The organism is Streptomyces sp. NPDC030838, from assembly GCF_055572035.1.
In genome coordinates, this window is sequence record NZ_JBVIED010000002.1 from 468172 (window position 1) to 480132 (window position 11961).

Below are 11961 nucleotides of genomic sequence, written 5' to 3' on the forward strand. Positions count from 1 at the left end.
GTCACCCTCCCGCGGGCGCGGCCCCCAACGACTCGAACCGCCACCGGTGCACGGCCCGGGTCACCAACTCACCGGACGGTTCCGGCAGTTCGGGCAGCTCGGCGTCGTAGGCGGCATCCCACCAGGTGATGACGAGCACCCGGTCCTGCGGCGCGCGGAAGGTCTCGCGGCGCTGCGGGGCCGGGGTCAGCTCCTGGACCCGGGCCCACTCCAGCAGCTCCTCGCCCTTCCCGGGGACCGCCCGCGCCTCCCACATCAGCGCGACCGTCACGAGTACAGGTTCTCCTTGCTGACCTCGTGCACGTGGTCGTGCCCGGGGACGTGCGGGTCGGTCACCGGCAGGGAGGAGTCCGCCGACAGGTCCCAGCTGGAGGCGGAGCGGTTGCGGGCGACCATCTCGGCGCCGAGGGCCGCGACCATCGCGCCGTTGTCGGTGCACAGCTTGGGGCGGGGCACCCGCAGCCGGATGCCGGCCGCCTCGCACCGCTCCTGGGCGAGCGCCCGCAGCCGGGAGTTGGCCGCCACGCCGCCGCCGATCATCAGGTGGTCGACGCCCTCGTCCTTGCAGGCCCGTACGGCCTTGCGGGTGAGCACGTCCACGACCGCCTCCTGGAAGGAGGCCGCCACGTCCCGCACCGGCACCTCCTCGCCCGCCGCCCGCTTGGCCTCGATCCAGCGGGCCACGGCCGTCTTCAGGCCGGAGAAGGAGAAGTCGTACGCCGGGTCGCGCGGGCCGGTGAGGCCGCGCGGGAAGGCGATCGCCTCCGGGTCGCCCTCGCGCGCATACCGGTCGATGACCGGGCCGCCGGGGAAGCCCAGGTTCAGCACCCGGGCGATCTTGTCGAAGGCCTCGCCGGCCGCGTCGTCGATGGTGGCGCCCATCGGGCGGACGTCGGAGGTGATGTCGGAGGACAGCAGCAGCGACGAGTGCCCGCCGCTGACCAGCAGCGCCATCGTCGGCTCGGGCAGCGGGCCGTGCTCCAGCTGGTCGACGCAGATGTGGGAGGCGAGGTGGTTGACGCCGTAGAGCGGCTTGCCGAGCGCGTAGGCGTAGGCCTTGGCCGCGGAGACGCCGACGAGGAGCGCGCCGGCGAGGCCGGGTCCGGCGGTGACCGCGATGCCGTCGAGGTCCTTCGCGCTGACGCCGGCCTCCTTCAGCGCGCGGTCGATGGTGGGCACCATCGCCTCCAGGTGGGCGCGGGAGGCGACCTCGGGGACGACACCGCCGAAGCGGGCGTGCTCGTCGACGCTGGAGGCGACGGCGTCGGCGAGCAGGGTGGTGCCGCGGACGATGCCGACGCCGGTCTCGTCGCAGGAGGTCTCGATGCCGAGGACGAGAGGTTCGTCAGCCATTGATCTCGGTTCCTTGTACGGAGGTTGCGGGGTCGGTCAGGCGCATCACCAGGGCGTCGATGTTGCCGGGCTGGTAGTAGCCGCGCCGGAAGCCGATGGGTTCGAAGCCGAAGCGCTCGTAGAGCTTCTGGGCGCGCACGTTGTCGACCCGGCACTCCAGCATCACCTCGGCGCACTCGAAGGCGGACGCGGCCCGCAGGAGTTCGGTGAGCAGCCGGGCGCCGAGTCCGGTGCCCCAGTGGTCGCGGGCGACGGCGATGGTCTGGACGTCGCCGATGTCACCGGCGGAGGCGAGGCCCGCGTAGCCGACGATCCGGCCGCCGCCCTCCGCCGCGACCTCGGCGACGACGTACCGCCGGGTCGCCTCGGGCCCGCGCGCATGGGCCAGCTCGGACCAGAACATGCCCCGCGACCAGGCGTCCTCGGGGAAGAGGTCCCGCTCCAGTCCGAGTACGGGGTCGATGTCCCACCAGCGCATCTCGCGCAGTCGGGGGTACGGGGTGCCGGTCACTTCGGGGTGACCACCTTGTAGTTCTTGGGGACCTGGGCGTCGGGCCGGCGCAGATACAGCGGCCGGGGCGCGGGCAGCTCCTCCCCCGCGGCCAGTCTGCGGGCGGCCAGGGAGGCGAGCGCGGCGGCGGAGACATGCTCGGGCTCGTGCGCGCTGGGGAAGGTGTCCGGGTACAGCAGCGCCCCGGCGCCGACCGCGGGCAGGCCCTTGACCTGCTCGGCGATGTCGGCGGGCCGGTCGACGGCCGGGTCGGTCACCCGGGTGCGGGAGTCCGCGTACCGCGCCCAGTAGACCTCCTTGCGCCGGGCGTCGGTCGCCACGACGAAGGGGCCCTCCAGGTCGGTGGCGTAGGCGAGGCCGTCGAGGGTGCACACACCGTGCACGGGGACGCCGAGGGCGAGCCCGAAGGTGTCGGCGGTCATCAGACCGACGCGCAGCCCGGTGTACGGACCGGGCCCGGTCCCTACGACGATGCCGGTCACGGCATCCAGCGCGAGCCCCGCCTCGGCGAGCACCCGGTCGACGGCCGGCAGCAGCAACTCGCCGTGCCGGCGCGCGTCCACCTGGCTGGACGAGGCGATGACATCCGTGCCGTCGTGCAGGGCGACGGTGACGGCGGGGGTGGCGGTATCCAGAGCGAGCAAGAGCACGCCAACAGCCTACGGCTCCCCGGGGCCCGTGTCGGAAGTCCCGGTCACCCGGCCCCCCGACTGCTACCGTCACCTCCCGTTACGGTACGTCTGTGGACATACGACGCGGAGGTGGGCGCCCATGGCCGGCACCAGCGCCGGAATCGTGACCGGACTGACGGCGGCGGCGATGGCGACGGTCGGGTACCTCGCCTATCAGGCGTCGGCGAACGTCCCGGCCGAGCTGGGCCGTCCGCAGACCGGCGGCAAGCCCGTGGCGGCCGTGTCGAAGGCGCCCCGGGACAGCCGGCACCCCACCGCGCTGCCGGGCGGCTCCGGCGCCGGGGAGCGGGTGGTGTACTCGCTGGACGACAACCGGGTGTGGCTCGTCGGCCCCGGCAACAAGGTGCTGCGCACCTTCGAGGTCACCCCGAGCACCGTCGACCCGGCGCCCGGCGTCTACCCGGTCACCTCGCGCTCCAAGCGCATCACCGGCTCCGACGGCGCCGCCATCGAGCACGTCGTCCGCTTCGCCAGTGTCGAGGGCGTGACCATCGGTTTCAGCGCGGCGGTGGACGGCTCCACCCCGCCGCCCGACCCGCGGACGCGGACCGGCGGCATCCGGCAGTCCCGCCCGGACGGGGACGCGATGTGGAAGTTCGCGACGATCGGCCAGAAGATCGTCGTCATCCGTTAGGGCGACTCCGCCCGGTAGGGGAACTCCGCCCGGTAGGGGACTACGCAGCCTCGCGGTGTCCGGTCACGCGCTGGACCACGTGTTCCTGCTCCGGTCGGCGGGGCTCACGGGGCGGCGTGGAGACGGCGGTCGCCGCCGCGCAGGACGCCAGCAGATCGCGCATGGACACCGCGGGCACCACGCGCGGCGGGGTCTCGTCTCGTTCCGGGGCCGGCATGGACGCCTCCTGGGGACCTGGGGGCGGACGTAGTTAGGTACACCTAACTACGGAGGGGATACCATGTGACCACGCCCGACCGCCCCGGCGCAATATCTTGCCGACAGCCTGTCGGAAACGTCGGCTCAGGCGGTCAGCGCGCTCAGGTCCGCCGCCGCCCAGCGCTCCCCGATCCCGGTCAGGGTCACGTGGCGCACCTCGTCCGTCGTGTCGCCCACGGCCCGGTGGATCAGCACGTGCAGCCGGTCCTCGGTCAGCTCCTCGACCTTGCCCTCGCCCCACTCCACGACGATCACCGAGTCCGGCAGCGAGACATCGAGGTCCAGGTCCTCCATCTCGTCGAGACCGCCGGACAGCCGGTAGGCGTCCACGTGGACGAGGGGCGGGCCGTCGCCGAGCGAGGGATGCACCCGGGCGATCACGAACGTCGGGGAGGTGACCGCTCCGCGCACGCCCATGCCCTCGCCTAGGCCGCGGGTGAGCGTGGTCTTGCCGGCGCCCAGCTCGCCGCTGAGCATCACCAGGTCGCCGGCGCGCAGCAGTTTGGCGAGCCGGCGGCCCAGCTCGCGCATCTGGTCGGGGGAGGTGACGGTGAGCTGGGCGGAGGACTCGTGCTCAGCCGGGTTGTGCGGTGCCGCTGGTGCTTCCATAGCCACCCACGGTAGCTCCTGCGGGCACGGCACCCGCGCGGGTGAGGAGGTCGGCGAGGCGGTCGGTGACCACTTCCGGGTGTTCCAGCATGACCAGATGCCCGGCGTCCGGCACCAGCACCAGCTCGGCGTCCGGCAGCCGATCGGCGATCGCCTCACTGTGCTCGCTGGGCGTGACCAGATCGCGCAGCCCGGCCAGCACCAGCACCGGCAGGCTCGCGAAGTGCGCCAGTGCCTCGGTCTTGTCGTGCTCGGTGAACGCCGGGTAGAACTCGGCGACCACGTCGATCGGGGTGCTCTCGATCATCCGCTCGGCGAACCGCTCCACGGCCGGGTCGACGTCCCGGGAGGCGAACGAGTACCGCTTGATGATCCCGGCGAACAGCTCGGCGGTGGCCCGCCGCCCCTTCTCCACCAGCTCGGCCCGCTGCCCGAGCGCCTTCAGGACCCCCGGCAGCACCCGGCGCACCGCGTTCACCCCGGCGACCGGCAGCCCGAAGTTGACCTCGCCGAGCCGCCCCGACGACGTACCGACCAGCGCGACGGCGACCACCCGCTCCCGGACCAGCGCCGGATACTGGTCGGCCAGCGCCATCACCGTCATTCCGCCCATGGAGTGACCGACCAGCACGATCGGCCCCTCCGGCACGGCCGCGTCCAGTACGGCCTTCAGATCGCGCCCCAGCTGGTCGATGCTGACCGGCACGCCGTCCGCCTGTGCCACCCCGCGCGCGGACCGGCCGTGGCTGCGCTGGTCCCAGTGCACGGTCCGTACGACGCCCCGGAGCGCCGCCCGCTGGAAGTGCCAGGAGTCCTGGCCGAGGCAGTAGCCGTGGCTGAAGACGACGGTGACGGGCGCGGGCGCCTTGCGGCCGAAGAGCCGGCGGCGGCGCGGGCTGACGGCGGCCCGGGTGTCCGGGTCGACGTCGTCGACCTCGTAGTACAGCTCCGTGCCGTCGTCGGCGTACGCCTTGCCGGGGGTGCCGCGCAGCGCGCCGTACGGCCCCGCCGAGTCGAGGGCGAGACGGGCCTTGCGGCGCACGTCCCGGCCGACGGTCATCCGCTCCAGGGCGACGCCGGCCGCCGCGCCCGCGGCCAGCACACCTATCGCGGCGCCCGCGATCCCGGTCGCCCGGCGCCAGTTCCCGGCCGCTCCCGCGGCGGAGACGACGGCCGCGGCGTCCGCGACGGCCTTCGGGCTGCTCTCGCTCACGTACGCTCCTCACCGACTGACGCGCTACTGACCGGTCGCTTACCGGTTACCCGTTCTCGTGCCCGTTCACATCGACGTTCACATAGACGCGGGGAACACGCGTTCCGATGCGGGTGACGATCTCGTACGCGATGGTCCCCGCCGCCTGCGCCCAGTCCTCGGCGGTCGGCTCACCGCGGTCGCCGGGCCCGAACAGCACGGCCTCCTCGCCCGGCGCGGGCTCGTCGCCGCCGAGGTCCACGACGAACTGGTCCATCGCGATCCGCCCCGCGGCCGTCCGCCACTTGCCGCCGACCAGCACCGGACCGGTGCCCGAGGCGTGCCGGGGGATGCCGTCCGCGTAGCCGAGCGGGACCAGGCCGAGGGTGGTCTCGCCCGCCGTGGTGTACCGGTGGCCGTAACTGACCCCGTGTCCGCCGGGGACCTGCTTCACCAGGGCGAGCGAGGCGGACAGGGTCATCACCGGCCGCAGCCCGAAGTCCGCCGGGGTGCCGAGCTCCGGGCTGGGCGAGATGCCGTACACGGCGATACCGGGGCGCACCAGGTCGAAGTGGGCCTCGGGAAGGGTGAGCGTGGCCGGCGAGTTGGCGATGTGCCGTACCTCCGGGCGCGCCCCCTGGCCCTCCGCGTACGCCAGCATCTCCCGGAACCGGTCCAGTTGGGCGGCGATGGAGGGATGACCCGGCTCGTCGGCACAGGCGAAGTGCGACCACAGCCCGGTGACCCGCACCAGGCCCTCGCGCTCGGCCCGCAGCGCGGCCCCGACCAGTTCCTCCCAGTCCCCGCCGGGCTGGCACCCGTTCCGCCCGAGCCCGGTGTCGGCCTTGAGCTGCACCCGCGCCGGACGCCCCGCGAGCCGCGCGGCGGCCGTGACCTCGTCGAGCGCCCACATCCCGCTGACGGACACGTCGAGGTCGGCCTCGATCGCCTCCCGCCACGGCCCGCCGGGCGTCCACAGCCAGCACATGATCCGCACGTCCGCGGGCACCGCACCGGACGCGCGCAGCGCCAGCGCCTCCTCCGGCGTGGCGGTGCCCAGCCAGGTCGCCCCCGCCTCCACGGCCGCGCGGGCACACGGCACCGCCCCGTGGCCGTACGCCTCGGACTTCACCACGGCCATCAGGGCCGCGCCGGGCGCGTGGGCGCGCAGGGCCCGCACATTGGCGCGCAGCGCGGCCAGATCGATCTCGGCGCGGGCGCGCAGCGGGGCGGTCGGCAGATGTGCAGTCGTACTCATCGCGCCCAGTGTCTCAGAGGCCCCGGACGGCCCGGGCGACCGCCAGGGCCCACGAGGCCCGGTACGGCTTCCTAACTCCCCGGCCTGCGCCCCCACACGTACACCTGGTCGCCGCTCTTCAGCACGTCCCACAGCTTGCGCGCGTCGGCGAGCCGCAGATTGACGCAGCCCATCGATCCGACGGTCGTGTGGATGGTGTCGTACACCCCGTGGAAGGCCTGCCCGCCACTGAAGAACTGGGAGTACGGCATGGGCGTGCCGTAGAGGGTCGACACATGGTTCTTGTGGCGCCAGTAGATCTTGTGCCACCCGCCGCGCGTCGCGTGCCCGGCCCGCCCGCTGCGCATCGGCACCGGACCGAAGACGACCCGCTCCCCCTTCTGCACCCAGGTCAGCTGCCGGTCGAGATCGACACAGGCGACCTGGTGCGTGCGCACCGGGCACTTCTTCGCGGCGTTGGGGTTCGCGCGGGCGGCGAGGAACTGCATGTGCGCCCAGGTCACCGGCCCGGCGAACCCGATGGCCGGCTTGATCTTGTGCTTCTCCTGGAACGCGCGGATCGCCTCGCAGTCGGCCGCCGACTGCTTCCCGTCCACCTTCAGCTTCAGCCAGCGCTCGACCTGCCGCTGGTACGGCCCCGCCTTCGTACTGCACACCACCCGCGCCACCGCGTCCCCCAACGGCACGTACTCGACGAGCGCGTACGCCCGCTCCGGCGCGTCGCTGGGCTCGAGGGCGTCCTCCGCGACCGACGGCTGATAGACCTGCGGCGCCAGCACCTGGTCGGGCGTATCGACGGGACCCGTCTGATACACCCCGGGCACGAGCTCGGCGTCCACGCTCGTGGCGGGAGGCGGCGGCTGGGGGGCGGCCCACACGGCACCGACGGGCAACAGCGCGGCGGCCGCGAGCGCGACGGCGACACTTCGGGAAGCGACGAATCCGCTGATCACCCGATCAGGAATACCCAGGACCCCACTGACACCAGCACGGCACGAGCAGGGGCCACCCGTTCAGCCCCCCACCGGCGTAGCTGCGGGCAGTCGTGCCTCCCCCAGTGCCTTAAGGGCCTGGGGGGACCCCCAGGGCGGCACGGGTGGGCGCAGCGGCACCCCGTCACGCCGGGCTGCGCACCCCACCTCGCCCAGCCCCACTCCGGGCACAGCTCAAACGGAGGCCCTGCTCACCGAAGTTCGCTCACCGCCGTACACACATCCCGCCAAGCCCGAGGCACCGCCTCCGCCACATCCCGCGCCCCCACCGGCGCCCCCTCCGCCGCGAACCTCCCGGCGAGCCCGTGCAGATACGCCCCCGCACTCCCCGCGTCCACCGCCGACAACCCCGCCGCCAGCAACGACCCGGTCAGCCCGGACAGCACATCCCCACTCCCGGCCGTGGCCAGCCAGGACGTCCCGGTCGGATTCACCCGCACGGCCCCCCGTCCCCCCGGCCCCGCGACCAACGTCGTCGACCCCTTCAGCAACACCGCCGCCCCGTACCGCACCGCCAGCTCCCGCACCGCCGCCAGCCGGGCACCCTCGACCTCCTCCCGGCTCACCCCGAGCAACGCCGCCGCCTCCCCGGCATGCGGCGTCATCAACGTCGGCGCCGTACGCGCGCGTACGGCAGCCACATCGGCCAGCCGCAACCCGTCCGCGTCGATCAGCACCGGCACATCCGCCGCCAGCACCTCGGCGACCGTCCCCGCGTCGTCCCCGGCCCCCGGCCCGACGACCCAGGCCTGCACCCGCCCCGCCCGCCTGGGCCCGGTGTCGGACACCAGCGTCTCGGGGAAGCGGGCGATGACCGCGTCCCCGGCCGGCCCCACGTACCGCACGGCCCCGGCCCCGCCCCGCAGCGCCCCGGCGACCGCCAGCACGGCCGCGCCCGGGTAGCGCGCGGACCCGGCGGCGACACCGACGACCCCCCGCCGGTACTTGTCGCTCTCCGCCGCCGGCACCGGCAGCAGCGCCGCGACGTCCGCGTGCTGCAACGCCTCCAGCTCGGGCTCCGCCGGCAGTTCGAGCCCGATGTCGACGAGCCGTACCGTCCCGGCGTACTCCCGCGCCGGATCGATCAGCAGCCCCGGCTTGTGCGTCCCGAAGGTCACCGTCAGATCGGCCCGCAGCGCCGCGCCCCGCACCTCACCGGTGTCGACGTCGACGCCGCTCGGCAGATCGACGGCGACGACGGCGGCCCGGGACCGCGCCGCCGCCTCGGCGAGCGGTACGGCCTCCGCCCGCAGCCCGCCCTTCCCGCCGATCCCGACGATCCCGTCGACGACGAGATCGGCTCCCTCGACCAGCCGCTCCCCCGCCCCGGCCGCCGCGACCGTGCCGCCCGCCCGCCGCAGCGCGGCGAGTCCGCCCGCGTGCGCCCGCTCGGGGGACAGCAGGACGGCCGTGACGCCCGCGCCGCGCCGGGCGAGCCGGGCCCCGGCGTACAGGGCGTCGCCGCCGTTGTCGCCGCTGCCGACCAGCAGCACGACCCGGCTGCCGTACACCCGCCCGAGCAGCTGTGCGCAGGCGGTCGCCAGGCCCGCCGCCGCCCGCTGCATCAACGTTCCCTCCGGCAGCCGCGCCATCAGCTCACGCTCCGCCGCCCTCACCGTCTCCACGCCGTACGCAGTCCGCATGCGTCCGAGTCTCCCGTACGTCGCTCCAGGCCTCACCGATCCCGCCGTACCCATTGACGCACCGGCGCCCCGTTGCCACACTCACCGGCCCCCACAGGATGAATCGATTCAGTCGAATCGATTCGACGAGAGGACGCACCCGCATGGGACGCAGAGCCGCACTCCTCGCCGCCACCGGCGCCGCCGCCCTCCTCGCCACCGCCGGCACCCTCACCGCACCGACCGCGACGGCCGCCCCGGAAGCCGCCACCGCCGCGGCCGCCGCCTGCGGCGAGGGCTCCTACCAGGCCGAGGCGGTCCTGAACGGCAGCACCTGGACGGCCCGCCGGGGCGGCACCGTCGTGCACACGGGCACGGACATGCGCGCGGCCGTACAGGCGGCCGTGAACAGCCTGACCGCCGGACGGACCACGAAGGAACGGGTCGTGGTCCGGGGCTCCGGCTCGATCTCGGCCGGCTCCCGCATCTCCCTGCCCAGCTACACCGCACTCGACGTCTGCGGCACCATCAACGTCACCGGCACGGGCACCGGCGACCAGGCACCCGTCTACTCGCGCGGCACCCGCGACATCGAGGTGCAGCACCTGAACGTCACCGGCAGCCCGCTGTACGGGATCTTCCTGCGCAACGTCCAGAACGCCACCCTCGGCCAGATCGACATGCGCCTGTCGTCCGGCCTCGGCATCCGCATCGACAACCGCGGCGACACCACCCAGTGGACCCGCAACGTCCGCATCGACAGCGTCTACGTCTCCGGCGCCTCCAGCCACGCTGTGGAGACCTACGGCGTCGACGGCCTCACCGTCGGCACGGTCACGGCCCGTAACGTGGGCGAGTCGGGCCTGCTGCTCAACCAGACCGTGAACGCCACCGTGACCAAGGTGGACGCGGAGAACGCCGGCACGGGCACCGGCTACGCCGCCTTCCGCATGGCCAACCGCAACGGCCGGATCGGCAGCTCCTACCCGACGAACATCCGCGTCGGCGAGGTCGTCGCACGCGGCGGCGGACGCGGTGTGTTCTGCGTCTCGGAGAGCGGCGGCGCGGTCATCGACCGGGTGACGCTGTCGAACACCGGCAACAACGCCGTCCTCATCGAGAACTGCTACAACGTCAACCTCGCCGCCCAGAGCGGAAGCGTCACCGGTGGCGGCGAGATCCGCCTGGCGGCCCGCTCGGAGTTCCCGAACAACAGGGACATCACCGTCCAGAACCTGACGGTGACCAACTCGTCGATCCGGGAGAACCCCTGCGGCGAGAACACCACGTTCCGCAACAACACCCTGGTCAACAGCACGCAGTCGATCTGCTGACCGCCGGGCGCCCGCCCCTCAGCCCTCCGCGACCACCACCGCCGAAGCCACTCCCGCGTCATGACTGAGCGACACATGCCACGACTGCACGCCCAGTTCCGCCGCGCGGGCGGCGACCGTTCCGGTGACCCGTAGCCGGGGGCGGCCGCTGTCCTCGACGTAGACCTCGGCGTCGGTCCAGAGCAGGCCGGGCGGGGCGCCGAGGGCCTTGGCCACGGCCTCCTTCGCGGCGAACCGGGCCGCGAGGGAGGCGGGGCCCCGGCGCTCGCCGCTGGGCAGCAGCAACTCGCTGTCCCGGAAGAGGCGTCGGGCCAGGCCGGGGGTGCGCTCCAGGGATGCGGCGAAACGGTCGATCTCGGCGACGTCGATACCGACTCCGATGATGCTCATGCCGAGCACCCTACGGTCGGACGGACCCCCTCCGGGCTGCTAGCCTGCGGCGACTTCACACGCACACAGGCCGGCGCGCCCTGGGGGGCCAGCTCGCGCGCCCGGCGCTGCCATCACAGCCAGGGGGCGGAGGAATGAGCAGGACCACCAGCGGCATACCGGGCGCGGTGCCCGGAACGGGGCCGTTCTTCGACCCGTACGACACCCTGCCCGAACTCCTCCCGCTGCGCACGGCCGCCCGCGCCGGCGACTGGGCCGCCGTACGGGCGTACTTCGCCGCCCTCGACTCGCCGGAGAAGGCGAGCTTCGCCGTCGGGCTGCTCGCCGAGGAGGACGGCGTCGAGACCATGCTGGAGCGGGTCGCGGCCGAGCATCCGGCCGATCCGCTGCCGCGCACCCTGCTCGCCGACCGGTATGTGCGCATCGGCTGGAAGATCCGCAGCGATCTGCGCGCCGAGCATGTGTCCCGGGACCAGTTCGCGCAGTTCCACGAGTGGCTGCGCAGGGCCGAGCAGATCCTCATCGAGGTGTGCGCGCAGCAGCCGTGGTACGCCCCCGCCTGGACCGTACGGCTGATCACCGCGCGCGGGCTCCAGCTCGGCCAGGCCGAGGCGCGCCGCCGCTACGACCGGCTCAGCGCCCACCACCCGCACCACTACCCGGCGCAGACGCAGCTGCTCCAGCAGCTGTGCCCGAAGTGGAGCGGCTCCTGGGACGCCGCGCACGGTTTCGCCCGCGAGGCCACCACCGCCGCGCCCGACGGCGCGCACACCGGCGCCCTGGTCGCGCTGGCCCACCTGGAGCGCTGGCTGGACCTGGACGGCCCCGAGGCCGGGGCGTACATGCGGGGCGTCGCGGTCCGCGACGACCTGCGGTTCGCCGCGCAGGTGTCCGTACTGCACCCGGACTACCGGCCCGGCTGGCACTGGATCGGCGCGCACAGCGCGTTCGCGATGGCCTTCTCCCTCGGCGGTCACTTCGAGGACGCCCAGCGCCACTTCGCGATCCTCGGCGACCGGGCCAGCGACTTCCCGTGGTCGTATCTGTCCGATCCGAAGGCCGCGTTCGTGAAGTACCGCAAGTCCGCGCTGGCGACGATCTGAGGGGGCGCCACAG

Annotated in this window: 14 protein-coding genes; 3 read left to right on the forward strand and 11 right to left on the reverse strand. The window is 73.7% G+C overall.

The genetic code is table 11. The features are described from left to right. Position 1: 1 nt before the first annotated feature. Genes ACZ42A_RS09135 through tsaB form a run of 4 tightly spaced genes read right to left on the reverse strand, consistent with a single transcriptional unit; the run spans position 2 to position 2514 of the window. The gene (locus tag ACZ42A_RS09135; RefSeq protein ID WP_468526534.1) at positions 2–271 is read right to left on the reverse strand and encodes a hypothetical protein; all 270 of its coding nucleotides are present in this window, start codon (positions 269–271) and stop codon (positions 2–4) included. Further along, a complete protein-coding gene (gene tsaD / locus ACZ42A_RS09140) occupies positions 268–1353 on the reverse strand; it encodes a tRNA (adenosine(37)-N6)-threonylcarbamoyltransferase complex transferase subunit TsaD (RefSeq protein ID WP_468526535.1) in 1086 nt (361 codons plus the stop codon). The genes ACZ42A_RS09135 and tsaD overlap by 4 nt, the downstream gene beginning before the upstream one ends. Then, positions 1346–1831, reverse strand: coding sequence for a ribosomal protein S18-alanine N-acetyltransferase (rimI, locus tag ACZ42A_RS09145; protein WP_468526774.1), 486 nt, complete (start codon positions 1829–1831; stop codon positions 1346–1348). Before rimI ends, tsaD begins: the two co-directional genes overlap by 8 nt. 29 nt (positions 1832–1860) lie before the next feature. Beyond that, on the reverse strand, positions 1861–2514 hold the full coding sequence (tsaB, locus tag ACZ42A_RS09150; RefSeq protein WP_468526536.1) for a tRNA (adenosine(37)-N6)-threonylcarbamoyltransferase complex dimerization subunit type 1 TsaB: 654 nt from the start codon (positions 2512–2514) through the stop codon (positions 1861–1863). A 121-nt stretch (positions 2515–2635) separates the two neighbouring features. Between tsaB and ACZ42A_RS09155 the strand changes: the two genes are divergently transcribed. After that, positions 2636–3190 (forward strand): hypothetical protein, encoded by a 555-nt coding sequence (locus tag ACZ42A_RS09155; protein WP_468526537.1) that lies wholly within the window; start codon positions 2636–2638, stop codon positions 3188–3190. Between the two features lie 40 nt (positions 3191–3230). On the opposite strand, the gene ACZ42A_RS09160 is transcribed toward ACZ42A_RS09155, so the two are convergent. From ACZ42A_RS09160 to ACZ42A_RS09185, 6 genes are all read right to left on the reverse strand, one after another. Then, positions 3231–3407 carry a hypothetical protein gene (locus tag ACZ42A_RS09160; protein WP_468526538.1) on the reverse strand — a complete coding sequence of 59 codons (177 nt, stop codon included), beginning with the start codon at positions 3405–3407 and terminating at the stop codon, positions 3231–3233. 125 nt (positions 3408–3532) lie between these two features. Next, the gene (tsaE, locus tag ACZ42A_RS09165; RefSeq protein ID WP_468526539.1) at positions 3533–4057 is read right to left on the reverse strand and encodes a tRNA (adenosine(37)-N6)-threonylcarbamoyltransferase complex ATPase subunit type 1 TsaE; all 525 of its coding nucleotides are present in this window, start codon (positions 4055–4057) and stop codon (positions 3533–3535) included. Beyond that, positions 4023–5270, reverse strand: a complete 1248-nt coding sequence (locus ACZ42A_RS09170; protein ID WP_468526540.1) for an alpha/beta fold hydrolase — start codon at positions 5268–5270, stop codon at positions 4023–4025. The genes tsaE and ACZ42A_RS09170 overlap by 35 nt, the downstream gene beginning before the upstream one ends. Positions 5271–5316: 46 nt before the next feature. Beyond that, a complete protein-coding gene (gene alr / locus ACZ42A_RS09175; RefSeq protein WP_468526541.1) occupies positions 5317–6507 on the reverse strand; it encodes an alanine racemase in 1191 nt (396 codons plus the stop codon). 71 nt (positions 6508–6578) lie between these two features. After that, entirely contained in the window at positions 6579–7460 is an 882-nt protein-coding gene (locus ACZ42A_RS09180) for a L,D-transpeptidase family protein (protein WP_468526542.1), read from the reverse strand. Positions 7461–7690: 230 nt separating this feature from the next. Beyond that, positions 7691–9142, reverse strand: coding sequence for an NAD(P)H-hydrate dehydratase (locus ACZ42A_RS09185; RefSeq protein WP_468526543.1), 1452 nt, complete (start codon positions 9140–9142; stop codon positions 7691–7693). Positions 9143–9285: 143 nt separating this feature from the next. On the opposite strand from ACZ42A_RS09185, the gene ACZ42A_RS09190 reads away from it, so the two are divergent. Continuing rightward, positions 9286–10455, forward strand: coding sequence for a hypothetical protein (locus tag ACZ42A_RS09190; protein WP_468526544.1), 1170 nt, complete (start codon positions 9286–9288; stop codon positions 10453–10455). A gap of 18 nt (positions 10456–10473) precedes the next feature. On the opposite strand, the gene ACZ42A_RS09195 is transcribed toward ACZ42A_RS09190, so the two are convergent. Continuing rightward, positions 10474–10845, reverse strand: a complete 372-nt coding sequence (locus tag ACZ42A_RS09195) for a holo-ACP synthase (RefSeq protein WP_468526545.1) — start codon at positions 10843–10845, stop codon at positions 10474–10476. Positions 10846–10979: 134 nt separating this feature from the next. Between ACZ42A_RS09195 and ACZ42A_RS09200 the strand changes: the two genes are divergently transcribed. Further along, positions 10980–11948, forward strand: a complete 969-nt coding sequence (locus ACZ42A_RS09200) for a hypothetical protein (RefSeq protein ID WP_468526546.1) — start codon at positions 10980–10982, stop codon at positions 11946–11948. Positions 11949–11961: the final 13 nt, after the last annotated feature.